Annotated in this window: 21 protein-coding genes; 10 read left to right on the top strand and 11 right to left on the bottom strand. The window is 48.0% G+C overall.

Annotated elements, in window-relative coordinates; genetic code table 11:
- Positions 1-94 precede the first annotated feature (94 nt).
- Positions 95-2317 carry a GspE/PulE family protein gene (locus DS731_RS02330; protein WP_119503265.1) on the top strand — a complete coding sequence of 741 codons (2223 nt, stop codon included), beginning with the start codon at positions 95-97 and terminating at the stop codon, positions 2315-2317.
- 51 nt (positions 2318-2368) lie between these two features.
- Here the strand turns inward: DS731_RS02330 and DS731_RS02325 are convergent, their stop codons facing one another.
- Positions 2369-3196, bottom strand: a complete 828-nt coding sequence (locus DS731_RS02325; RefSeq protein ID WP_119499827.1) for a hypothetical protein — start codon at positions 3194-3196, stop codon at positions 2369-2371.
- Positions 3197-3379: 183 nt separating this feature from the next.
- Between DS731_RS02325 and DS731_RS02320 the strand changes: the two genes are divergently transcribed.
- From DS731_RS02320 to DS731_RS02305, 4 genes are all read left to right on the top strand, one after another.
- A complete protein-coding gene (locus DS731_RS02320) occupies positions 3380-4135 on the top strand; it encodes a flagellar basal body L-ring protein FlgH (protein WP_119499826.1) in 756 nt (251 codons plus the stop codon).
- 4 nt (positions 4136-4139) lie between these two features.
- Positions 4140-5312, top strand: a complete 1173-nt coding sequence (locus DS731_RS02315) for a flagellar assembly protein T N-terminal domain-containing protein (RefSeq protein ID WP_119499825.1) — start codon at positions 4140-4142, stop codon at positions 5310-5312.
- An 86-nt stretch (positions 5313-5398) separates the two neighbouring features.
- Positions 5399-9067 (top strand): CheR family methyltransferase, encoded by a 3669-nt coding sequence (locus tag DS731_RS02310; protein WP_119499824.1) that lies wholly within the window; start codon positions 5399-5401, stop codon positions 9065-9067.
- Positions 9051-9734: a chemotaxis protein CheB gene (locus DS731_RS02305; protein ID WP_161599079.1), complete on the top strand. Its 684-nt coding sequence runs from the start codon at positions 9051-9053 to the stop codon at positions 9732-9734. Before DS731_RS02310 ends, DS731_RS02305 begins: the two co-directional genes overlap by 17 nt.
- 30 nt (positions 9735-9764) lie before the next feature.
- Here DS731_RS02305 and DS731_RS02300 read toward each other — a convergent pair whose 3' ends face one another.
- The gene (locus DS731_RS02300) at positions 9765-10508 is read right to left on the bottom strand and encodes a sugar-binding protein (protein WP_119499822.1); all 744 of its coding nucleotides are present in this window, start codon (positions 10506-10508) and stop codon (positions 9765-9767) included.
- 88 nt (positions 10509-10596) lie between these two features.
- Positions 10597-11493: a LysR family transcriptional regulator gene (locus tag DS731_RS02295; RefSeq protein ID WP_119503264.1), complete on the bottom strand. Its 897-nt coding sequence runs from the start codon at positions 11491-11493 to the stop codon at positions 10597-10599.
- 111 nt (positions 11494-11604) lie between these two features.
- On the opposite strand from DS731_RS02295, the gene DS731_RS02290 reads away from it, so the two are divergent.
- A complete protein-coding gene (locus DS731_RS02290) occupies positions 11605-12525 on the top strand; it encodes a DMT family transporter (RefSeq protein ID WP_119503263.1) in 921 nt (306 codons plus the stop codon).
- A gap of 31 nt (positions 12526-12556) precedes the next feature.
- On the opposite strand, the gene DS731_RS02285 is transcribed toward DS731_RS02290, so the two are convergent.
- The gene (locus DS731_RS02285) at positions 12557-13843 is read right to left on the bottom strand and encodes an ammonium transporter (protein WP_119499821.1); all 1287 of its coding nucleotides are present in this window, start codon (positions 13841-13843) and stop codon (positions 12557-12559) included.
- 20 nt (positions 13844-13863) lie between these two features.
- Between DS731_RS02285 and DS731_RS02280 the strand changes: the two genes are divergently transcribed.
- Positions 13864-14154 (top strand): hypothetical protein, encoded by a 291-nt coding sequence (locus DS731_RS02280; RefSeq protein ID WP_150154219.1) that lies wholly within the window; start codon positions 13864-13866, stop codon positions 14152-14154.
- A 10-nt stretch (positions 14155-14164) separates the two neighbouring features.
- Here DS731_RS02280 and DS731_RS02275 read toward each other — a convergent pair whose 3' ends face one another.
- Positions 14165-14719, bottom strand: coding sequence for a glutathione S-transferase (locus tag DS731_RS02275; RefSeq protein WP_232373462.1), 555 nt, complete (start codon positions 14717-14719; stop codon positions 14165-14167).
- 154 nt (positions 14720-14873) lie between these two features.
- On the opposite strand from DS731_RS02275, the gene DS731_RS02270 reads away from it, so the two are divergent.
- Positions 14874-15788, top strand: coding sequence for a LysR family transcriptional regulator (locus DS731_RS02270; RefSeq protein ID WP_119499818.1), 915 nt, complete (start codon positions 14874-14876; stop codon positions 15786-15788).
- Between the two features lie 34 nt (positions 15789-15822).
- Here DS731_RS02270 and DS731_RS02265 read toward each other — a convergent pair whose 3' ends face one another.
- Positions 15823-19611 carry a hybrid sensor histidine kinase/response regulator transcription factor gene (locus DS731_RS02265; protein ID WP_161599078.1) on the bottom strand — a complete coding sequence of 1263 codons (3789 nt, stop codon included), beginning with the start codon at positions 19609-19611 and terminating at the stop codon, positions 15823-15825.
- A gap of 61 nt (positions 19612-19672) precedes the next feature.
- On the opposite strand from DS731_RS02265, the gene DS731_RS21860 reads away from it, so the two are divergent.
- Positions 19673-19849, top strand: coding sequence for a hypothetical protein (locus DS731_RS21860; RefSeq protein WP_161599077.1), 177 nt, complete (start codon positions 19673-19675; stop codon positions 19847-19849).
- Here DS731_RS21860 and DS731_RS02260 read toward each other — a convergent pair.
- The 3 genes from DS731_RS02260 to DS731_RS02250 form a co-directional block, all read right to left on the bottom strand.
- A complete protein-coding gene (locus tag DS731_RS02260) occupies positions 19846-20355 on the bottom strand; it encodes an HAD family hydrolase (protein WP_119499816.1) in 510 nt (169 codons plus the stop codon). The genes DS731_RS21860 and DS731_RS02260 overlap by 4 nt on opposite strands.
- Positions 20356-20439: 84 nt before the next feature.
- Positions 20440-21696 (bottom strand): Y-family DNA polymerase, encoded by a 1257-nt coding sequence (locus DS731_RS02255; protein WP_119499815.1) that lies wholly within the window; start codon positions 21694-21696, stop codon positions 20440-20442.
- Positions 21684-22100, bottom strand: coding sequence for a S24 family peptidase (locus DS731_RS02250; protein ID WP_119499814.1), 417 nt, complete (start codon positions 22098-22100; stop codon positions 21684-21686). Before DS731_RS02250 ends, DS731_RS02255 begins: the two co-directional genes overlap by 13 nt.
- 100 nt (positions 22101-22200) lie before the next feature.
- Between DS731_RS02250 and DS731_RS02245 the strand changes: the two genes are divergently transcribed.
- A complete protein-coding gene (locus tag DS731_RS02245) occupies positions 22201-22494 on the top strand; it encodes a YebG family protein (protein ID WP_119499813.1) in 294 nt (97 codons plus the stop codon).
- Between the two features lie 7 nt (positions 22495-22501).
- On the opposite strand, the gene DS731_RS02240 is transcribed toward DS731_RS02245, so the two are convergent.
- Together DS731_RS02240 and DS731_RS02235 are read right to left on the bottom strand one after the other, a co-directional pair.
- Complete coding sequence (locus tag DS731_RS02240) at positions 22502-24082, bottom strand: methyl-accepting chemotaxis protein (protein WP_119499812.1); 1581 nt, start codon at positions 24080-24082, stop codon at positions 22502-22504.
- Positions 24083-24251: 169 nt separating this feature from the next.
- Complete coding sequence (locus tag DS731_RS02235) at positions 24252-25277, bottom strand: sensor histidine kinase (protein ID WP_119499811.1); 1026 nt, start codon at positions 25275-25277, stop codon at positions 24252-24254.
- Positions 25278-25473 lie beyond the last annotated feature (196 nt).

The following is a 25473-nucleotide window of genomic DNA, read 5'->3' as shown; positions in this document are numbered from 1 at the left end:
TATAGGTACCGGTTTTTTCTTTGTATACCGGTTCCGGGTTGTGCCGGGCAGCACTGCCTTTTTGTATTATAAGTCACAGACAGATACCTTATTTATGCTTGGAAATAGTAGTCAGCAACTCGCTTTTGATAAAATTAATACGATTCTGGCGAAGCACTCGTCGTTATTAGATGCTTTCAGTGAAATCGAACCCATCATTCTTGAGTTGTTCGATGCACAGCGAATGAGTATTTTCCAGCGCAGACGTCAGCACCAGGATCTGGTCGCACGGTTCAAAACCGGTAAAGCAACGCAGGAAATTAAAGTACCCATCTCGCCGCTGTCCATTGCCGGTTACGTGGCACTTGCCCAACGCCCCATCGTCATTGCAGATCCCTATAATAAAGAAGAACTCGAAGGCATTCATCCCCGCCTGCGCTTTGCAGATAAATTCGATAAGAGCAGTAACTTCCGGACCAACAACATTCTTTGCGTACCGGTTTTAAATGCCGGCGTACTGCTCGGTGTCATGCAGCTTATTAATAAGCAGACCGGTCCGTTCAACGGCAGCGACCTTACCGTCGCGAAGCAACTTACTGAGCTGCTCGGCAATAAGTTCCGCTATGAGCTGGGTGGCACTAATCACCCCTTTGACTTATTACTGCATAAAAATCAGATAGCACCCGCTGCGCTCACAGATCTGCTGAACAGCACCAACGACCAGCGCACGATTGTGCAGCGTCTTATGTCTGAACACAGCATCCGTGAACACGATATCGGTAATACCCTTTCGGTGCATTATCAGGTTCCTTATATCCCGTATCTGCCGGAAAAATATCATCTGTTCCAGAATGACAGCCGCCTGAACCTGTCTTATCTGAAACGTAACCTCGTTGCCGTTATTGCAGATGTTCATGAGCGCCCTATTGTTCTGATGGCAGAGCCGAATAACGCCGCCCTGCTCATGGAAATTGAAAGCGCCATGGGTATCGACAGTTACGAAATCGCCGTGGCGCTGCCTAATCAGGTTTTACAATACCTGGGTGAAGGCGGTGGCAGTGGTGCGCCCGGCGAGATGAGTGAGATCCTCGATGAAATCAGCGCCGGTGATGACGAAGGCGAGGATCAGGTTGATGAGATGTCGGACGATGCGCCGGCAGTTGTCCGCCTTGTAAGCCGCGTACTGCACGATGCTAAACGACTGAATGCCTCCGATATTCACGTTGACCCCGAAAAAGGCGGTCCCACACGGGTTCGCATGCGCATAGACGGTGTGTGCCGGGATATGAGTCAGATACCTCAGTCTCACCACAGTGCGGTTATTGCGCGGATAAAAATTCTGTCCAATCTGAATATCGCAGAGAAGCGTGTACCGCAGGATGGAAAACTGGCTTTCCGAATGAATGGTCAGCTGGTTGAAGTTCGGGTAGCGACCATTCCGACTGTGGCCGGTGAAGGCGTGGTAATGCGTATTCTTGCCTCCGGCGGCGCCATGCCCATCGATAAGATGAACCTGGCACCGTCTAATATGAACCGGCTGGAGAGCATGATCCGCAAGCCGCACGGTATTCTGCTGGTAGTGGGCCCCACCGGTTCAGGTAAAACTACTACTTTGCACGCCGTACTCGGTTATCTGAACACCCCTGAAAAGAAAATCTGGACAGCAGAAGACCCGGTGGAAATTACCCAGGCCGGTCTGCAACAGGTGCAGGTAAGCCCGAAAATCGGGTTTACCTTTGCGAACGCATTGCGGGCATTCTTACGGGCCGACCCGGATATTATTCTTATCGGTGAGATGCGTGATAAAGAAACGGCTCATGCCGGCATTGAAGCATCACTCACCGGTCACCTAGTGTTATCCACACTGCACACCAACTCAGCACCGGAAACGATAACCCGTCTGCTTGATTTAGGTCTGGACCCGGTAAACTTCTCCGATGCCTGTGTGGGAATTCTCGCCCAGCGTCTTATCCGCACCCTGTGTAAAAGCTGTAAGCAACAATATCCTGCATCGGAAAATGATATTGCGTTTATTAAACGTCAGTACGGTGAGAGCTACCTGAATGAATTAGATCTGCCCTCCCCTCTGATGCTGCACAAAGCGGACGGTTGTGAAGAGTGTGGCGGAACAGGTTACCGTGGCCGTACCGGCGTTCACGAACTGTTAGGGATGACGCCGGAACTTCGAGGTCTGATATATAAAGAAGGCAGTGTGTCTGATATGAAAGAGCAGGCCATGAAAGATGGCATGCGCACGCTGGTGCAGGATGCGATTTATAAAGTTATTAAGGGCGACACCGACCTGGCGCAGGTTCAGATTGTCAGTGGTGCCGAATAATATTTCAGCGATACCGGCAAGCTTCACCGGCTAACAATCAAAAAGCGGCAATCAGTTGCCGCTTTCTTCCGCCGCATCAGCATCAAATTGCCGTCTGGCAAACTGATAAGCTGAATGGGCAACAGCCTCGCCGCCTTCCCCGGCTACGGCTTCAGTCAAGCTCTCATTACCGCCTGTCACGTCACGGTTAAACAACCAGTCGTAACCCAGTTCCCACAGGTTTGTGGTAATCGAACTGCCGGTAAACTCCTGCACGGTAAGGTTTGCTGCAGAGTACGCCAGCCCTGCCGGACCACCATACATAAAGCTGCCCGCCAGATCAGATACCGCACTGATATGTGTTGACGATACCGACTGATACACATCGGCGACAATGGGGATATGGTGAAGCAGATTCACCGCATCAAAGCCATCGTTCCAGTCAACCCCGTCTTCACCGAAAGCGGCATTCATGAAGCTGTCCCAGCCAGTTTCTCCGTCTGCCAGCGCAACACTTTCAGCCTCAGCATCTGACACCGCAGTCTCTCCGGTAACTTCAGAAGATGCCTCAGATGAAGAAAGTAAATCAGCCTGCAACATAGCCAGAAACGCATTCTGCATTTTTGCCAGCCCGGAGTCTGATGTCAGCGATGACAGCACGTCCTCATCCAGTCCAGGGATCCCCAATGAAGAAGTGAACTGAGACTGAATATCCGCAATCGTCGCGTCCTGCGCCTGTGTTTGTGTGTCATCGTCAGCGGATGTGAGCATAGCCAGCATCGCTGTAAAGCCGTTACTGTCAGATACCACTTCCGCAGCGGTAGTTGCCACGTCTGAAACGGCCTGAGCGGACTCATCTGCTGTTGTAAAATAATCGCCAATTGCATCGAAAATACGCATAAATCCCCCTACCCGGCAGGCATTTGTCAACATTGTAAAGGTTTCGCAAATCGCTCAGGTTTGAGCGTGTTTTTACGAGTTTGTCAGTTAGTATTTATTTCGAATCGCAAAGGACGGCGGCCATTTACTCCATATAAAACATAATAAATTTCGTGCACAGCAAGCACATTTGGTTAAACAGCTATGAAATTACAATGCCAGTATTTACTGATTTTCGCTTCTTTACATTTGGCTCTGGCAGGCTGCACAACAACCCTGTCTGAAGAAGAGGAAGTGGTGGCGTCCAGCCCGACAAATCCGAACGTAAAACAGCGTGCCATTGATACCAGTCAGCAGGAAGTTTCCCAGGGGGAAGCCACTTTCCGTCCGCCGCGCAGTCAGACCGTGTCTGTAGTTCGTGTTCCTACAGGTTCGCTGTTTGACCCGGACAATGCTGCCGGCTTGTACGAGCTGCATCATAACTTCCGTGTCGGCGATATGGTGCTGGTAGAGCTGGACGAACAAACATCCTCGCAAAAATCTGTCGACTACAATGAAGACAAAAGTGCGAGCTTTCAGATCCAACCACTAACTGTGAACGCAGGTCCGATACACATAAGCGATGATGATTTAAATGTTGATCATGAACAGGGCGGTGAATTTAACAGCTCCGCCAATGCCAGCCAGTCCAATACCCTGGAAGGCAAGATCACGGTTTACGTGGTAGAAGTACTCCCGAACAATAACCTGGTGGTGGCCGGTGAAAAGTGGATCACCATGAATCAGGGAAAGGAATTTATTCGCTTCTCCGGCGAGGTAAGAACCAAAGACATTGATGTGAACAATACTGTCAGCTCTGCAAAAGTCGGTAACGCGCTGATTGAATACAGCGGTAAAGGCGAGCTGCAGGATAATCAGAAACGCAGCCTGTTAAGTAAACTGTTTTCTATTTTCGGGTAGCTGTATGTATTTAATCCGCTGTTTACTTGCTGCCGCTGCAATGGTGATGCTGTCTTGTCCCGTCTATGCAGAATGGGTACAGGGCGAAGCAAAGCTGGCCGTTAAAAATGTACCGCTGGACGACGTTCGCATTATGGCCATAAAAAATGCTATCGCCGATGCATCGTTTAAATCAGGCAGTCTCATTACGGCTGAAGATGTAGTTTTAAACGGACTGCTCATCAGCAGTAAGGCCGAGATCCACTCCACCGGACGTATTCAGCGGGTCGAAATCATCGATGAAACATTAGAGGACGGCTACCTCACTGTTTCCGTGAAAGTGAATATTACCCCTATATTTGCCTGCGACAGCGACAAATACAGCCGCTCAGTACTGGTGACACAATTTCAGTTATTGCGGCCCAGACAGGCCGCCCACGGCGATATTTACGATTTTGGTCACCAAATCAGTAAACGGCTGGAACAACAGTTAATCCGCCAGCAACAACAGCTCAATGTGCAGTTGCTGGACAAGGCGTTTGCCTCCACCAGCGCATTCAACTCACTGACGCCGCAGATTATTTATGACAAAGCCTCCTATCTGGCACAAACCCAGGGGCGGCAGTTCATTGTGTTTGGCTATATCCGCGACATCAGCCTGTTCGAACAAATCAACATTGAAGACGATGATGATGTATCAAGACGGCGAAACTTTACCCTGGATGTGTATGTTGTCGATGCCTTCAGAAACTCCCTGTTGTTTCAGGAAAGCTACCATGCCGAAGCGGACTGGAGCTACCCGGAAGGACAAAGTGTAGATACCAATAACAGCCTGTTCTGGCGCGGCGACTTTGGTCGTGTGGCGCTGAACACAGTGAATGCAGCCGTGTCCGACATTACCAGTATCATTACCTGCGAGGCCACAGTAACGCAGGTTGTCGACAAACTGTCAGGTGAACTGGTGATTGGTATGGGCAGTGCAGACGGCGTGGTCGTCGGAGACACCTTCGCCTTGCTGAAAAAGCGCACGTTAAGCAGAACAACTTACACCGGCCTTGCCATGCAAAATACACTGGGCGATGTGCTGTTTACCGTTGCAGAAGTGAACCCTCATGCGGCGCTGTTGAAGAGTACTGCAGCGCAGTCTCCTGCTCTGGCGGACCTGTATGACCTTGTGATGCCCGCCCCTGCTCCTTAAACCATAATCCAACACCGGTTTTGATGGATCTCGTTAGACTAAATGATAAGATGAAGCCAATATTTCTTTATCTTCAAGTTGGTTAGATGCAATCTCCGTCACCTGAACAGCGTTATTTTTGGGTAGGTATTGGTGCCTCAGCGGGTGGACTGGAACCCATACAAAATCTGTGTGAGGAGCTCCCCGGCGATTCAAATATGATTTATATCGTCGCCCAGCACCTGTCTCCTAAACACGAAAGCAAACTGACCGAACTGGTTCAGCGCAATACCCGGCTGAAAGTAAAAACCATTACCAACGGAATGGTTGCCAAACCTAACGTCATTCATGTCACGCCACCTAAATATGACGTCACCGTTCAGGGCGATAAGCTGTATTTATCAGATAAAGAAACCAACTCACTAGCCAAACCTTCAGTTAATGCACTTTTTGTTTCGCTGGCCGAAGCGAAAAAAGAGCATGCGGTTGGAGTAATTTTGTCGGGCACGGGGACTGACGGCGCTCATGGTATTAAGGTGATCAGAGCCAATGGTGGCATCACCTACGCGCAGGATACAAGAACTGCCGGTTACGACGGCATGCCCCGGTCAGCGATTGACACCGGCTGTGTAGATTTTTGTCTGAGCCCTTCCGGGATCGGCAAACACCTTAAAGATCTCAGTACCAAGCTGCCTCAGGAACTCAGAGTCAAAATTGAAGCCGATGAGGTACAGGACAAGTTCATCGACCTGGTCAATATTGTCAGGAAACAGTGTGGCGTGTCGTTCAAGCATTATAAAAAGGCGACGCTACAGCGACGCATTGAGCGCAGAATGCTGGCGAGGAAGGTAGATGAATTCAACGACTACGTGGAACTGCTGAATCACGATTCAGAAGAAGTACGGATGCTGTATAAAGATATCCTTATCTCCGTGACCAACTTTTTCCGCGACCCGGCTACGTTCAGTCAACTGGCCCCTGTTCTTGAGGACATTACATCAGGTAAATCATCCGGCGAACCGGTTCGCTTATGGGTGGTTGGCTGTGCTACCGGTGAAGAAGCTTACAGTCTGGCTATCATGCTGTCAGAGGCCCTTGGCGGACCGGATAAAATCAGCAGCGAAGAGCACCAGATATTTGCTTCAGATGTAGATACCGATGCACTGGCTGTCGCCAGACGGGGTCTTTACAGCGAAGCTTCCATGGCGGATGTGCCGAAAGAATACAAAGAAAGATACTTTAAAAAGAAGGGAAATGCCTATGAGGTTATAGATGAACTCAAACGCATCATTCTCTTCTCCGGTCATAATATTATTGATGATCCTCCCTTCCTGCGCATCGACATGATCACATGCCGCAACTTGCTGATTTACTTCGATCAGGAGTTACAGAAGAAGGTTTACCGTATTTTCCATTACGCCCTGCGTGAACGCGGTCACCTGTTCTTAGGAAAATCCGAAAGCACGTCACAGGTAACGGATATATTCCGTTCTGTGAACTCTCAGGACAAAATTTTCCAGAAGCGCAGCGTTACTTCGTTTAACCCACAACGGTTCCATTTAAGCGGCAAATCTTCTGTATCTATCGGAGAGTTACCTCAGCGTGTTGCAGACACCTCGCGGCCGCCCAGTTTACCGGATGCACTGGTAGAGCAACTCGGCGATGCCTGTGTGTTAATTAACGATAACCTGGACGTTGAGCATATATACGGGAACAGTGCCCACTATATTAAATTTCCCAAAGGCAAACCCTCGTTTAACTTAAACGAGATTGTCATTGAAATGTTCCGCCATGAAATCCGGCCTCTGGTATATAAAGTGACCCGCACCAAAAAGCAGTCTGAAAGTCAGTTGCGCCGCCTGACCATTGACGGTGAACCTTGCCAGGTGAGAATGAAAGTGCTGCCGGTACAAATAGAAGAACAGGATGAGAAGTTCCTGCTTGTCTGTTTTACCAGAACTGCTGATGTACAGAAGCCGGCAAGTCAGGAAATTCATGACGAATCTTCAGAACGCATTAAAGAGCTGGAAGACGAACTTTCAATGGCGCGGGAGCACATCCAGACCGTAGTGGAAGAACTGGAAACGTCTAACGAAGAATTGCAGTCCATGAACGAAGAACTGCAATCGTCCAATGAAGAGCTGCAGTCTTCTAATGAGGAACTGGAAACCACTAACGAAGAGCTGCAGTCCACTAATGAAGAATTAGTGACGATGAACGACCAGTTAAATGACAAGACCACCTCACTGGAGCAGGTCACGAATCAACTGGTTAATATCAAGAATTCATTACAGTTCCCGCTGGTATGTGTTGACAGTGATTCGAATGCGGTGAGAGCAAACCTGGCTGCCCGAAAGTTCTTCTCGTTAACAACGGATCTGGAACACTTCGCCGAACGTCTTCAGGAACGGTTCGAGAGCTTTGATCTGCATAAAATCATCAAACAAGTGGCGTCTACTGCCGGTACTCAAACCATCCAGGCAGAATATAAAGACAAACATTTCTGGGTGCACATTACCCCTTACTACGCGACTAACCAGTCGATTGAAGGCGCGATCCTCAGTTTCATTGACAATACCGAACTGGTACATCAGCAAAAAGAGCTGGATCTGAAACGGGAACAGGCTCAGAAAGCCAACCTGGCGAAGACAGAGTTTCTGGCTAATGTGAGCCACGAAATTCGTACACCTCTTAACGCTATTGTGGGTGTAAATGAAGTATTCGGGCTACAAATTGATAATGAAGAAAAGCGGGCCAGGCTGCTTAAAATTCTCGATAACGCCACCAGGAAGTTACGGGATTTACTAAACGACTTGCTGGACTTTGCCAAGCTGGAATCAGGACAGCTGTCTCTGGAATATACGGAATTTTCGCCTAAAGCCATCATCCGCGATCTCATTGACCTGTATTCCATGGATAATGTAAACAGTAACCGCAAGATTTCGGCTGTTTTTGACAAAGATCTGCCAGACACGTTTATCGGCGATCCGCTAAGAATACAGCAAATTGTCACTAACCTGCTGTCAAATGCTATTAAGTTCACTGAAAGCGGCACAATCAAGATCATTGCTAAAGGTCACTGGGACAAACCGGTTTATCAACTGGTTCTGCAAGTTTCAGATACCGGAATTGGTATGTCTGAACAACATATCAAACAAATATTCGATAAGTTCACGCAGGCAGATTCCAGCATTGCCAGACGCTTCGGCGGCTCCGGCCTCGGGCTGTCTATTGTTAAAGAACTGGTCAGCCTGATGGCCGGCAGCATCGACGTTGAAAGTGAAGAAGGCAAAGGCACTACCTTTACAATAAATCTGCCCATGCAAACGCCCAAGGTGGTCAGGGAAGCGGTCACCAATGTACCGGTGAGCCAGCTTAAGCTTCGCAATACAGGCGACCATAGAGTACTCATCATCGAGGATAACGAAGCCAATATTTTCATTTTGTCGTCTTACCTGGATGAGCTGGGCGTGCAGTACGATGTAGCCCGCAATGGTAAAGAAGGTCTTAATGAAGTGAAAGCCAGCACTTATGCACTTATTTTGCTGGATTTGCAGATGGACGAAATGGATGGCTTTACCTTTTTCGAAGAGTTTAAAAAACTCCCCGGTGACAAGCTTCAGAATACCCGGGTTGTAGCAGTATCCGCCCATGTTCATCAGGACATCATCAACCGCTGCAAACAGGCCGGAATGAGCGATTTTCTCCCCAAGCCCGTAGAAATAGCTAAACTTCATGGTTTGCTGGAGAAATATTTGGATGGAAAATCAAGTTGATAGCGTGGTCAGATACCCTGAGGTCAGTCCGGTATTTTTTATCGGCGCCTCATTAGGTGGCGTTAAGGCGTTTATTCATCTTGTGGAAAATCTGCCTGACGACTTTCCTGCTCCGGTTTTCCTGTTGTTACACCGGATAAAAAACAGCGATATAAAAGCCGGTGATATGCGCATGGTCTTGCAGGCGAAAACCCGGCTAACCGTGGAAAACGCTGTTGAAGGAGAGGTTGTCAGATCAGGTCATATCTATCTGCCTCCGGATAACCTTCACATAGGGGTGGAGGACAACCGTATTAAGTTTTATGAAACCCCTGATGAGTCTTACTGGCGTCCTGCCATCGATGTGATGTTTAAATCTGCAGCGCGGGAGTATACCGACAGAACGGTTGCCATATTGCTTACCGGGAATCTGGATGACGGTGTTCAGGGTTTACGGGAAACATCGGCACAGGGCGGTATCACTGTGGCACAGTCACCGGAAGATGCTTATGCGCCCTACCTGCCGCTGAATGCTGTGATGAACGACCATCCGTCACATGTACTGCCGTTGAAAGACATCCCGAAACTAATGTGTGAGCTTACCCGTCATCCTCATTTTGATGATCAGGAAAGTGTAGCCATTGAATCGGCAAAGGTTGCCAGGGAACTGAAAAAGAAACTGAAGTAGCAGTACGCCGCTGCTACTTCTTTTACCTGATTATTTCACCAGCGTAATTTTGCCAAACACCGAGGCATCAATGAAACCCAGGTTCTTATCACCGTTAACCGGCGTAATTTCATGAGAACCCACAAAGTGTTCGCGCTCCGGGCTGCCGTCGTTATCGCAGTAAGCCAGCATGAATCCCATTATCTTACCTTCTTCTAATGACAGCGGTTCGCCCGGCTTAGCGGTACTGAATGAATCATCATAAATATCAATCGCCACTTCCCAGGTAATGGTATACGGCGATGATTCATCGCGATGCCACTCACTTTCCACATGGTCGTTCAGCAACACCACGCCATTACCATCATTCTCATCACCAAAGTCAGCAGCATTGCCATCAAGCGCAATGTGATAGGCAAAGGCGTTATAACTGTACTGGTGATTACCGCCTGATGCATCTTCGTCTATAAACACTTCCAGGCAATCATCATCCCAGTATTTATCCTTTGGATCGGGATGGGTATCAATAAGAATATCATCCACAATTTCCACCAGCAGATAGAGCTTGCCCTCGTCCCATGCCAGTTTAAAACGACCGGAAAAATCTTCTTTTGATGGCATGCTTCCTACCATCAAATGCTCCAGCGGGTGCCATTGTGCTTCCTGCCACACAGCATCATCACCGGCACCATTTACAGTGACACCATTTTTGGCAAATGTGGCATCCATCGCCATGGCAACAGGAGAAAGTAAGCTGAAGCTCAACGCCCCCGCGGTGAGTAATTTTTTATACATACTGGTTCCTTGTGTGGAAAATACGCTTAACGTTACCGATAACATTCACAGAATTTTTACACGCTCTGCACATAATGTGAACCCCTGATCAGACGGATTTCACCGCTCTTTGTGTCAGGAAATGCAGTAGCACTGCCGCAGCTTCACTTAACACGGCTTCCGGCTGCGTGCAGATCATTAAGTCTCTTTCTGCCCAGTCTTCTTCCAGCTCTACAGTTTTCAACTTTAATTCAGGACTTTTTACCACAGAGTCATACGGTATAAGGCCAATGCCTACACCGGTACTGACCATCCTGCAAACCGCATCAAAACTCTTAACCTGTGCGCGAATATTGAGATGCCCTCCCGCTACTGCAGACTTATTCATCGTAAAAGTATGAATAGCCGAGCCTTCCTCCAGCAGCACAAACGGGTATTCGAGGACCTGAGCAAACCGCACGCTTTGTTGTCTGGCAACGGGATGGGAATCAGGCACTACCATGACAAGTCTGTCTTTCCTGTACGGGTGAAGCCTTACATCCGCACTCTGATCCTGCTGTGCGACAATTCCCAGCTCGATATCCCCCTCTGCCACGGCTGAGGCTATCTTTGCACTGGTGTGTTCTTCCAGGGAGATGCTAACGGCCGGATAAAGCTCAAGAAAAGCCCCGATATCGTCAGGCAGATAGGTGTGAATGGCATTGGTGTTTGCCCACAACCGCACATGGGCCTGAGCCCCGTTGGTATAGGGTGAAATATCAGAATGCATTTGCTCCAGAGTGGCAAATACACGTCTGGCGTGGCGTAAAAGTATCTCCCCGGCAACGGTTAAACTCACACCTCTGGCCTCCCGTTCCAGCAGGGCGACGCCCAGCGCCTTTTCAAGCTTCTTAATGCGGTGGCTTGCAGAAGAGGGAGCAAGACATGCTATGTCTGCCCCTTTTGTTAAGTTTCGCTGTTCAGCAACTGCCACAAACAGCTTCAGATCAATCAGACTGTATTTCACACGCACCAACCCAAGAATTCGTATATTACGAACGCTAATGTAAAATAAAGCCACTTCATCCGGCAAGGCTTACCGTGTCAGAATTGGTCATCGTTACCGGACATGATCATTATGCGCTTATCATCTTCACTAATTTCAAGCCAGAATATTGGTTTCACACTGGCGATACTGTCTGCCGCAGGCTTTTCAATGAAAGCGATTTACGTTAAACAGGCATACGATGTCGCTCAGGTAGACGCTATCACCCTTCTGTCTTTACGAATGCTATTCTCCTTTCCGGTGTTCCTGATCTTCGGATTTGCTTCGGTGAAGCATATGCGGGGAATTTCGCGAAAGGACTGGTTGTTACTCGGCCTGGTTGGCGTAGCTGGCTATTACGGCGCATCAATTCTGGATTTTATGGGACTTGAGTATATTTCTGCCGGTCTGGAGCGAATCATCCTTTTTTCTTACCCGGTGTTTACCATTCTGATCGGCATCCTCTTTCTGAATAAAAGCTTCGAACGGCAACTGGTGATCCCCATGTTACTTTGTCTTGCCGGTGTTTTATGTGCCTGTATCAGTGATATTACTTTGATGCCTCATGGCGATAAGGCGTTGTTAGGCATAGCCCTGGTGACAGGCTCTGCCATCGCTTATGCAGTCTACCAGGCATTTTCCGAACCCCTGATAACAAAACTGGGTTCTAAAACGTTCTCGATTCTGGCGATGCTGGTGTCTATTTTCGCCGTGCAGCTACATTTCTTCATTGCCCTGCCCGTTCAGGCATTACAACAACCCGCAGAGATATACTGGATTTGTCTTCAAATGGCATTGATTTCTACCGTACTCCCGGTGTTTTTGCAGTCCGGGGCGGTGAAATACATAGGGATTTCGCGGCTGGTGATGATCAGTACTTTGGGACCGGTTCTGACACTGTTTTTTGGCTGGCTTATGCTGGATGAAGCCATAACAGTATTACAACTCACCGGCATGTCTTTGGTGCTCGCCGGCATTATCTTTCTGAAATTACAAAAACGCCGCGTATCATAACGCGGCGTCTCTTCACAACAAAGCAGCGGGATTACAGATTATATCCACGCTCTTCGTGGCTGGAGATATCCAGACCTTTCTGCTCGGTTTCCATATCCACACGCAGACCGTTAGTCATCACAGATACCACTTTAAGCAGTAACCAGGAGACCACGGCTGTGTAAGCAAATACCGCCACAATACCAATCACCTGAACGGTTAACTGCTCAGAAATACTGGTGTTGCCGCCACCGAAACCATAGCCGCTGAATAGCCCTAAATCCGGTGAGCAGAAGATCCCGGCAAGGAACGTTCCCAGAATACCGCCAACACCGTGCACAGGGAAAACGTCCAGAGAATCGTCGATTTTCCATTTCTGTTTGATCAGATTCGTGCAGTAGAAACAAATCACACCGGCAGATAAACCGATAACCAGACCGGCTGCCGGGCCGACGAATCCCGAAGCTGGCGTAATGGTACCCAGTCCGGCAACCATACCGGTGACAATACCCAGTACAGAAGGCTTACCGTATTTTTTCCACTCCAGTGTCATCCATGCCAGCGAGCCTGCTGCCGCACTGATATGAGTCACCAGCATCGCCATTGCAGCATCACCGTTAGCAGCCACAGCACTACCACCGTTAAAGCCGAACCAGCCGACCCATAACATACCTGCGCCACCTACGGTCATCGTCAGGTTATGAGGGATCATGGAAGCACTGCCATAGCCGGTACGGTTTCCAATCACCAGTGCTGCCACCAGCGCACCTACACCTGCAGTAATGTGGACAACGGTACCACCGGCAAAGTCCAGCAATCCCATTTCAGCCAGCCAGCCGCCGCCCCATACCCAGTGGCAAACTGGCAGATAAACCAGTACCAGCCACACCAGCGCAAATATCAGCACGGATGAGAACTTCATACGCTCGGCAAAGCCGCCCACCATCAGCGCAGGTGTAATAACCGCAAATGTGAGCTGGAACATAAAAAATAATGCTTCAGGGATGCTGCCGGACAAACTGTCCTTCGTCACGCCATCTAAGAACATTTTCGAGAAGTCGCCGATGAAGCTGTTTCCTTCGCCAAACGCCAGGCTGTATCCGGCAATCAGCCAGATGAGGGATGCGCCGCAGGCAATAGCAAAACATTGCATCAGTACTGACAACACGTTTTTGCTGCGTACCAGGCCAGCATAGAAGAAAGATAACCCCGGTAATGTCATAAACAGTACCAGTGCAGTTGAAGTGAGGATCCAGGCGGTATCGCCCGTATCGGCAGACGCCTGAGCAAATACCGGGCACGGCAAGAGTAAAGCAACAGCTAAAAGCCAGTTACGCATAATGATGTCCTGATTTTTTAATGAGTTTGGATTTATCGCGCCTTTGTGGCGTCTTTTATTTCCATATCGCAGGTTGCAACCCCGTGCCGGATTACCGGACCGGGAACGCCTCCTTGTCGCGCTTATTGCTTTTATTTTTTGCGAGACGCATTTTTATCAAAAATATACCTGACCTTCGTATTAGTAAAAAGTCTAAATTAATGAATATTTATGCACTATTAAGCTATTCTTTATGGTTTGCTGTGTTTTCGTTCAATAATCAGGCAGGACATCAGAGTAAAACGCTGCACCTTCTGACAGGCGCAGCATGACAGCGGGGAATTATTCGACACCTGGCATAGGTTCAAACCCCGGCAATTCTTTGATACGTGCAATCCAACGGTTCACAGCAGGGTAATCGGATAAACTCACACCGCCTTCCGGAGCCAGCGCCACGTATGGCATTACCGCGCAATCGGCTATTGTCGGACGCTCCAGCGCCAGCCAGTCGTGCGCTGACAAACGCTGTTCAAGTAACGTCAAGATACGCTCAGAGGTATTCAGCGTGGTGGCTTTATCCAGCGCATAACCAAATTTATCTACCAGCCGTGCGGCGTTCGGACCATGCTGTATTTCGTTCGACGCCACTGACAACCATTGCTGCACTTCTGCCATACCCTGAGCATCTGCCGGCAACCAGCTTTCAAGGTCGTGCTTGCGGGCAAGATAAATAAGAATAGCCTGAGCATCTCTGAGCGTAATATCGCCGTCTGTCAGCACCGGAATTTCGCCCCAGGGATTCAGGGCAAGCATGGCATCACTTTTGTGTTCACCATTAATGTAATCCACCGGCACAATATCCAGCTCAATGTTCGCAAGAGCCGCAAATAATCTCACTTTGTAACAGTTTCCTGATAATTCCAAATCATAAAGCTTCATGCGTTTTCCACCACGTTGTTAACGATTTGTTTCACGTTAAACCGTATGCATATCGCAATAAAGATGCGATAGTTAATTTCAGTAAACCGTTTTTCGCACTAATAGAAAGGCTATGGACAAGTTTAAAGCCATGCAGGTGTTTGTGACCATCGCAGACAAGGGCAGCCTGACCGGGGCAGCAGAGCACCTGAACACATCTCTGACATCCGTAGTACGCACTCTGGCGGCCCTTGAAAACCATCTCGAAGTGCGGTTATTTCACCGCACTACACGCAGTATTGTCATTACTGATGAGGGGCGCGAATACTACACCCGCTGCCAGACAATACTGGCCGAAGTCACAGAGGCTGAAAGCCGCCTGACAGACCGGCAAACGGAACCTCAGGGAAAAGTCACAGTGACCGCACCGGTCACCTTCGGCAAACGCCATGTCATGCCTAAGATCAGCCAGTATCTGTCACGGTATCCGAAAATGCAGGTAGATTTGTTACTGCTGGACCGGCCGGTGGATATGCTCAGTGAAGGTGTAGACGTAGCGGTAAGGATAGGACGCATCGGTAATCATAATCTGGTTGCCAGACAACTGGGCACCATGCGCCATGTGCTTTGTGCCAGCCCTGCATTCCTGTCTGCTCACCAGTCCGTATTGTCACCGGAATCACTCAACGGCTTGCCGGCAATTCATTTAAGCGTACTGGAAAGCCCGTCAGAGTGGATGTTCACAAAAGGCGGGAAGAGTCAGAAGATTGCCCTCAGCAGTCGTCTTACCACCAATCAGGTGGATGCAGCGTTAGAAGCTTGTGTCAGTGGCGTGGGATTTTGTCGCTTTTTGCACTATCAGGTAGCAGAACTGGTTCAGGCAGGCAAACTGGTTATTGTACTTCCGGATTATGAGCCTCACCCGCTGCCGGTACACTTACTCTATGCGCCGGTAAAGCTGCAAACGAAACGCCTGCGGACGATGACGGACTGGCTGACAGGGCCGTTGCAACAGGATTTGATTCAAATAGCTGAATCGGGGAAATAGCGATAAAAAGCCGGACGGAAAACTTACCCCGCTTCTACGCCTTTCGTTTGAAGTGATAGTGCTCTTTTTGATATTTCGACGGCGTTGTATGGTAAACATCTTTGAAAGCCCTGCTGAAATGGGAAGGTGAAGCAAATCCCGTATCGTAGGAAATCTGGGTAATTTGCATCCCCTCTTCCAGCATGCCTCTGGCCTTTTCAAGTCTGAATTCTCTGATCACGGCATTGAATGGCTTGTCAAAAGACGACTGGAACAAGCGCTGAAGATGCCTGTCACTGACCGCCATCATTTCCGCGAACACAGGTTTTGTAAAATCTTCATCGCCGTAATGTTTTTCCATTAATTCCAGTGCTTTAAAATAGAACCGCTGCCCCTGCTCATTCTCAAATTCGGGTAATTCGTCCTCTGGTTCCTCTGTGACATGTTCAGTCACCTCCGGCTCCACAGGTTGGTAGCGTTCAAATAAATTACTTATTCTGGATAGCAACAGCGGTTTCTCAACCGGCTTGGTCATATAGCTGTCGGCACCGGCTTCAAGTGCCAGCCGTATACTTTTAGGATCGCCAAAGGCAGACATGAAAATTAGCGGCACTTTCGCCAGAGAGTCATCTCTGCGCAGGGCTTTTGCGAAAGCCAGACCATCCATATCCGGCATTTTATAGTCAGTCAGAACAAGGTCAGGCTTTGCTCTGGCAACGATATCCAACGCTTCCTTACCATTCGATGCCATCAGACAGCGATAAACACCTCCCAGCAGGTCACGGATATAGGTGCGCAATTCCTCGTTATCATCCACTACCAGAATGACTTTTCCTTCACCTGCCAGTTCACGATCGATGTTGTAATGACGTGCCGGGTTTTCTTTCACTTCCTTCGCCATGGCCTGCGACTTTGTTGTTGATCCTGTCATAGGCAAAAATACGGTAAAACAGGAACCGGCTCCGGGCTCAGATTCCACTTTAATATGCCCGCCGTTAGCAATAACAAGTTCCTTCACCAGCGCCAGCCCCACACCGGTACCTTCGGCTTCATTTTCCAGGCGGGTGTAACGTTCGAAAATTTTATCCACCTGCTCTTCAGTCATGCCGGCTCCGTTGTCACTGACTTCGATGACCAGTTGCAACTGCCGTTGTTTTACCGACACTCCGATTTTTCCGCCTTCAGGTGTATATTTCACTGCGTTGGAGACCAGGTTACTGAGAATTTTTTCGAGACTGTCAGTGAATAACGTAATTCGCTTCTGGCCAGAGCACTGCCATGTTAACTGGTGTTTCTTCAGCGCCGCGTATGCTTTTAAGTCAAACATGATGCGGGGCATATCATGATCCAGCTCATAATGCTGGGGAGGCAGGGTCTTGATGTATTCCAGTTTTTCCAGTTCCAGCATCTGGTCAACCAGCACACTGATCCGGTCTGCATTTCGCGTAGCGAGCTCAATCCGCTCCACCGTTTTGTCTGAATCCGGCGCTTCCAGCACTTCCTTCAAAGGCCCGAGTATAAGCGTGAGTGGTGTACGGATTTCGTGTGACAAATTCGCCATGGCACGTTGTTTATTCCGCAACATCCGCTGCATAAACTGGTTAGTATCCTGAATGACACTATTTTTCTCTTCCACCAGCGTTGTAAGCATAGCCCCCTGTTCATCAACCCGTTTCAAATAGCTTCTGTAAGCGAGATAAAGACCAATAATAACTACCACCAGATAGACCATCATTGCCTGCCACGTGCGCCACCACGGTGGAAGTACATTCAATGGGATAGTAGTAACAGGCTGCTCTACATGGCTTCTGGGGTCGTGGATGCGGATTAGAAAGTTATGCCTACCTACATCGAGGTTGGGAAAATTTATGTCAAGATTAGGGGATTTAGTCTTCACCCATGTATGGCTTTCGGAAAACTTATATTCAAGGAAGAGTTCATTTCTTAAAACATAATCATTCACAAATGCTCTAATCTGGAATATTCCGTTTCCACTGGTAACTGTATAGATCCCTTTATCATCAGGGGCCAGCGGAGATTTATCGACAACGTTTTTAACCGTCACTTCAGCACTGTTTATTCTTTGTTGTCTTTCTTGCAACCTCTCGTTAAATTCATTCAACGAAATCTGATAATCAAAGTTATCTCCGTTAATGAGCAATTTATCTTTAAATGTAGTCATACCCTTATACTCGAAGTCAAAATCTTTAATTCCATCAGGATATTTCAGGTGGTACCAGAGATTGTCAGGGCCGGAGTAAAAAAGACCAGAATTTGTCGTTATCCACAGGCTATTATTGGCGTCTTTAAGACCCGCTCGAATATACCGGATCCCATTGTTCGTACTGAACTTAACTTTTTCGACGTGACCTGAGTTAATGTCTACTTTTAGCAATCCATTTTTACTTGAACAAATGTAGGCCTTTCCTTCTTCATCTAAAAAGAAGCAAGTGGGGTTTTCAGTTTCGGGGAGACTTGTTTTTTGTTCCCGCCAGGAGTGCCGTGTTAACTGAACGAGAATTTGATTAGAACTGGTAAGCAAAAAAATCAGACCCGCGGTATCAACAGACATGTCCTGAACTGTGTAGGGAACATATATCTCATCAGTTATCGCCCCATTTTCATTTAACATTTTTATAACTGAGGAAGCGCCTGAATTATGTAATGTCAGCCAAAAATCGCCGCTATATTTTATTGCTACCTTAAAATCATTTTGGCACACCGGTAAAATCGTGGACTCGCTCAAACATCCTTTCGCAGGATGTTTTGGATACACCTTAGTGACACCTGCAATAGCGGAAAACCCGTCCGTGAGTAGATTAACAATATTCTTTTCGTAACCTTTTGGGGAGGTATTTATGGCATTAAAAAACGCAGGAACATAAAGCAAGCCTCTGGCAGAAGTGGCTAAGAACAAATCACCATGATGATTAATATCAGCCGCCATCAGCGTACCTACAGACTCTTTATCCCACAATAAAGAGGTCCAGCCGGCCTCCACAAACCCACCGTCTTTGAGAATAGTAATCCGGTCCCCAACGACCACGAGTTCGCCGTCCAGTTTCATGACACGTTTTACATTTGAAAATTGGTCATTTATAGAGTGAAAAACGCTGTTTTCGCCAGATAAAGATGAAGAATAGACTCCCTCAGGACCAGTTACGAAATACTGTCCCCCCGACTTACTTACATCCAGGACCTTCGATAACCCGGGCCACTTTTCCGAAACCAGGCCGGATACAATCTCTCTTTTTCCTTCAGATATAATAGAAAAATTGGCACCTTCAAAAATATAAACGCTACCGAGAAAATCAAAAATATGAGGAAATTCTGTAAATGCTTCTCCGGAAAGTCCGTGGATTTCTGAGATTACTTCTTTCGAATGAATATTCATTAGCAAAATTTTGCCAACTGTCAAAATGATTACAGATTCTCCATGTTGGATGACTTTCCATGCTGTCTCCATCTCCTTTCCGGTATTGAAAACCTTCACATCTTCATTTTTTCTTTTGTAATAAACCCCTTCACCATAAACAGTAATCCAAAGCGTTTCATCTTGCCCCAGATACAAGTCGGAGATATAGCCGCTATAAGGAAATGGAAATTCTACCTTTTTCTCGTTCTTGCCGGATAAAAGAAAAAGCCCGTTTTCTGCACCCAACCATAACCCGTCAGATGAATGAACAATATCGCGAATCATTCCGGATGGCTCACCATTGAAAACTATATTAGCTTTTTCCCAAAACGGCGCAGCCAGAGCACTTGCACTAAACAGACATCCAACTATACAAAAAAGGACAATCAGACGTTTAACTGAATTTTTATAAAAGAATATCCTATTCATGACAGCAACAACCATGTTCTTAAAAGAGAATATTTGAGGGTTAATTAAAGGAGCTTTAAATATGGATACATTACATTTAAATAATATTCAAGAACTTGATTGTAAAGATTGGGAGTATATAGCTGGAGGTATGACCACGTTGTCAGATGACTTCAGTCTTAATTTAAAATCTGAACCCAAAATCGATTTAATGCCGGAAATTCCCGAAATGCCGTCGTGGCCCGGCACTCACGATTAAACCAACAACCACTGCATGCCCGCATTTTCTGCGGCCTGCTGATCGTAGATATAGTCTCCCACATAAAGGATATGTGCGGGGGCTATTTGCCATTGTCCGGCAATCATAAGTAGTGCCGTGGGATCGGGCTTGGCAGGAGCGCATTCGCGGGTGAGCACGGTTGAAATGGGGATTTGGTTATTGCTGATTTTAAGCGCTGTGGCCTGTTTGCAGTTGCGGGTAACAATGGCAACGGGCAGATCTGCTTTGATAACGGCATCTACCATGGATTTTCCTGCCGGCAACCATTTCGCATTCTCTGCATCGGCCATTTCGTGATCAAGAATGACCTGATGTGCCGATGCTCTTGAGGTTTCATCAGGCAGGTTATCGATAAAGGTAAGAATATCTTCGCTGGCAGGGCAACCTATTTCGCGGCGCATTTGAGAAAAGTCGAGGACAGACTCCACCAGCGTACCGTCTAAATCAAATATCACTCCGCTGACATTCGTCAAATCTAACTTCATCTCTGTTCTCTCCTTTGTTGCCCGGCATCTGCTACATCTCTAGTGTAACGAACCATGTCGCTTTTGAATCTAACATTTATGTCATCAACACTGACATTGGGGTAAATGCCGCCAGTTAGTTGTGTACTGAGGAGACAAATACGCCCGCTTCATACGCCAGGGTTGATGGTCACCTTTCGCCGCGATGCCAATGGTACTGCTGCCGTATTTTCTGTTAATGGCGTCCATGCATGCCATCAGCTTTGTATTCCCTTCGCTTTGTGCGAACAAATCAGGCTGCTTTACATCTTCATCCTGAATTTCAATTGCTCCCACGCCGCACTTATGAAACAACACGCCTTCTCTATATAATGTATCAGCTGCATTACCGGCTGCTTCTGACAGCATTCGCGTGTCAGCGGTGGCAATAGCAAAACGGTGCTGTACAGCTTTATGATAATGCCCGCTGGCGGCAAAGGGGTTCGCATGGGCAAACAGGGTAAGGGTTTTCACGGTACAATTTTGCTTCCTGAGCTTTTCAGCTACCCGCTCAGCATGCCAGCAAAGTGCCTGCCGTAAACTCTGATGGTCCGTAACCGGATGGCCAAAAGCGCGGGTAGCATAGATTTGCTGTTTTTTAGGACGATGACTTTCCCACTCAATGCAGGTAACACCGTTAAGCTCCCGCACGGTACGTTCAATCTCTACAGAGAATTGCTTGCGGATACTTTTAGGCGCTGCGCAGGCAAGCTCCCACGCAGAGCGCACACCACTGTTTTCCAGCTTTTCCGCAATACGCCGGCCAATCCCCCACACATCCTGCGGCGACATTTCCTGTAAGGTGCGCTGGATCTGTGTCTTTTCAGCGAGCACCGCAATGCCGGATTTATCTCCCAGTCTTTTACCCGCATGGCTGGCTACCTTCGCCAGCGTCGGTGTAAGCCCGAAACCCACTCCCACAGGCAGACGCAACTGCTGCCAGACAGCACGCCTGATAGTTTCACCGTAGGCGTGCCATCCTTCCGGCGGTTGCCAGTTATCAAAATACAAAAAGCACTCGTCGATAGAATACACATGCTGGTGAGGTGCAAAACCGCCAACAATATTCATCATCTGGTTGGACAAATAGTCGTACAGTTCATAGTTAGACGACCTGATCACTGCCCCTTTTTGTTCCAGCAGTTTCTGTACCTTGTAGTACGGGCCGAATTTCTTTACGCCAAGGGCTTTCGCCTTATCGCACAATGCACAAATGCAGCCGTCGTTGTTTGTCAGCACTACCACGGGTTTGTCACGGATAGTGGGGTCAAACACCTTTTCGGCGGACGCATAAAAGCCGTTGGCATCGACTAACGCAAACATTGTCTTAACTGCCTGGTATAGCGATGCATTCTGACAGAACGGACAACAATGCCTTCTTCTTCGAAGGTATCTCCCTCCCCCAACACGTAAGGTTGCTGATGTTTGCCGGGCGATACCAGAACCATAGCTTTGCGATCGAACAGCTTACACACAAACACACCATTCAAATTAGCCACTACTACATCCAGCGAAGTGGGTGCAGCAGCGCGGTCGACAATGAGTAAATCGCCATCGAATATGCCCACGCCGGTCATCGACTCTCCCTGTGCCTGGCCAATAAATGTAGCAGTGGGATGGTCGATAAGCAGCTCGTCGAGATCAAGCCCGAGCTGACGGTATTCGGCTGCCGGGGACTCGAAGCCGGTGATACCAGCCTGTGCAATAACCGGAATAATTCTCAACATAGTACAAAAAACAGTTGCCTCAGATACTGTTTATTTATACAGTATTTATGAATCAGGTTAAAATTAAATTTCATTTTACGTTCGACATCGGAGAACCATCATGGCTATTACAGTGCAATATGTTGTTTCGCATAAAGGGGTAGAAAAGTTGGTCACTACAGACAAGAAGGAAGCTGATCAGTATGACAAAATGCTGGATGCGGCAGACAATCTGGCTGCTTACATCGGTGCGAAAGGTATCAAGCTGGAAGACGACGTGATTGAGAATCTGTCTGTCATGCTGGCAAAGAATAAAGATGCCGTCGGCAAATTGCTCAAAGGCGCTTCTGCTGATGACGTCCTCGACGCCGAATCAGCAGAAGTGGTAAAGCTACAGGCAAACAGTAAGAACTAAAAGCGGGTTACACCACATTCCGCTTATTGGTAAAGCGGGTGATAACCGAGTGAACTTCGTTAACGGTTTTACGCAGACGCTGGCTGGCATCTAAAGATGATTCAGATGCCCGCTGGGTATCTTTGGCACCATCGGCAATTTCTACGACCTGCTGATTGATGTGTTCTGCCACAGAACTTTGCTGCTCTACAGCGGAGGCCATTTCGAAGGTTTGATCGGCAATAACACTCACGGCCTGATTAATGTCTGCCAGTGTTTTGCGGGTATCTTCGACAATGGCCGTGCCCTGCTCGGCTGATGCCATACCGTCATTGGATACTCTAACAGCCCGTTCTGACCGCTCAGCCAGAACATGGATAATATTATGAATTTTATCTGTGGACTCTCTGGTTTTTGACGCCAGTGAACGTACTTCATCAGCGACCACAGCGAAGCCTCGTCCCTGCTCGCCGGCGCGGGCAGCTTCAATGGCAGCGTTCAGTGCCAGCAGATTTGTCTGTTCAGCAATGGTCGATATCAAACTGGCAGCTTCACCAATATCATTCGTTGACTGCGCCAGTTCCTGCACGGTGACCGAAATAGAACTGACCGCTTCTTTCAGCGCCATGATGGCAGATAACGCTTCATCCGCTTTCTGATTACCGGCTTCCACATTTTTAGAAGCAGAGCGGGCGCTGTCTGCATTCATATCAACCCGCTCTGATACACTTTGAATAGCCTGCGACATCTCGTTAACGGCTGAAGCAATGTTTTGCGTTGCCTCGTTTTGCTGCACGACAGCCGTACTGGTTATTTCGGCCTGTTGATGAGTGGTGTTAGCAATCGTATCCAGCCCCGCGGCAGCATCCTGAATGCGGTCAAGAGCCGTACGGCTGCGCGCAAGCTCGCATCCCAGAACCAGTTTCGCACGTGACCGGTTACCGAAGTCAGCAAAATAGGTTTGCGATACCACCGGATTCGAATAGCTGTCCGGAGAAATATCAATAAGCGCCTGCCAGTCACCTTTAACTTTAGACGCCATCCAGAAACTGCACAGCGTGAAACCTGTGGCAGCGATAACAGCCGGCAACACACCCGCTGTGGCGAATAAGGCCGCTGCGGTAATAAGACCCATTACGATAAATGGCAGGCAATCTTTCATATAGTGAATGGCCAGTTCGCCGGTCGATGTACTGGACTTACCTTCACGTAGCCGCTCGTAACGGTATTCTGCACGGGCAATTTCATCCGGCAAAGCCGGCACACGTACTGACTCATAACCCGTGATCTGAGAGTTTTCAAAAACCGGGGTCACGAACGCCGAAACCCAGTAATGATCTCCGTTCTTGCGCCGGTTTTTTACCAGTCCCATCCAGATATTGCCGGCAGATAAGGTATCCCACATTTCGCCGAACACACCCGGCGGCATGTCCGGATGACGTACAATATTATGGTTTTTTCCAATCAGTTCATCACGGCTGAAACCACTGACTTCAACGAACTCATCATTGCAGTGCGAGATCACACCACGTTTATCGGTAGATGAAATGAGCCGGTAGTGCTGAGGAATGTTATAAAGCTTCTGGGTAACCGGTTGATTATTTCGCATATAATTGACTCACATCCCTGCTTTCTCAGAAATTGGTTAAGGGTCACCTTAACCTTAGCCTATATTTAGACTTTAGAGTAATTGACCTTTAAAAAAAGAGGGAAGGGAGTTTACAGCCCGGAACTGAGTTTGAAAAGTCAGCATTTACTAATGTAAATACACAGAATTATCACTGCAGAGGGAAATTGAGGGTCACAGTGGTTCCGGAACCGGTATCGCTCTGAATATCTATCCAGCCATTATGAGATTCCATCAAAGCCTGGGCCACAGAAAGGCCAAGACCTGTGCCGCTGCCGGGAGGGCGGGTAGTGAAGAAAGGCGTAAAGATTAATGGCATGTGCTCAGGCTTTATTCCTTCACCATTGTCTTTTATAAACACTTTAACTGCGCCCGGCAGATCAGCTACAGCGATACTGATTGTGCCGCCGGATACACAGGCATCAATTGAGTTTTCAACTACTGCCTCAAGCACCTGCCTGATTTGCTTCCTGTTAACCAGTACCTGTGAGCGGGAATCCGACGCATCGAAATTAAGAGAAACATTTGCAGGAATTCGCCTGATGATTTCCTCCAGACCAAACTCAAGAAGATCATCTACATCTTCCCAGTTACGTTCCACGGTAACCGGAGAAGAAAAAATCTGCAGTGAGGAAACAATTTCAGCAATACGGTTAGCGCCTTCCAGAGAGGATTTTTGCATGTCTGAAAGCATCTCTCTCACATCCCGCAGCAAGTATTTCAACTCCATGTCAGCGGGTAATTTAGCTGCAGAGGTGCCGCCCTTTTTTAACTCATCCTTAAGTTCATCCCAGGCATCGAACACATCCTTCAGCATATATTCCTGAATTTCACAGTTACTTTTGATAAAGCCGATGGGGTTATTAATTTCATGAGCAATACCTGCAGCAAGCTGGCTAAGCAGTGTCATACGGTCCACCATGGCTATGCTGTCAGAGGAAAGTTTGGCTGACTGTTTAAATGTATCAGCCTCACTGTCAGGAAGTTGAGACAGCAACTGATGATATATAGCGCGGGTTTCGCTGAGAGCACGACGCAGGTTTTGATTTGCCAGATAGGCATCGCGGGAGTAATTATTGAGCATGTCTTCAGCCGCCGTACGCGCCAGCTGCTCACGACTCAATTTTCTCTGCAACAATGCAATTTGCTGCTGCAACTTCTGAATATCTGAACTCACATTAATCTCCGGCAGCCGGACGCCAAATCCGCGCGTTCAACGGATTTCACAGTCTGCTCTGAAATCATATACAAACCCTGAACTAAAGCATAGCTCCGGGTTGTCCAAACTACCCGGCCTGAACCCCGAATTTATTCCAAAGTACACACAGGGACCATAATCAGCCGCGAAAATATTTGGCCTCCGCTTTGATCCA

The sequence above is a fragment of the Alteromonas sp. RKMC-009 genome (genome assembly GCF_003584565.2).
GTDB lineage: Bacteria > Pseudomonadota > Gammaproteobacteria > Enterobacterales > Alteromonadaceae > Alteromonas.
This window is presented reverse-complemented; position numbering and strand designations above follow the sequence as displayed.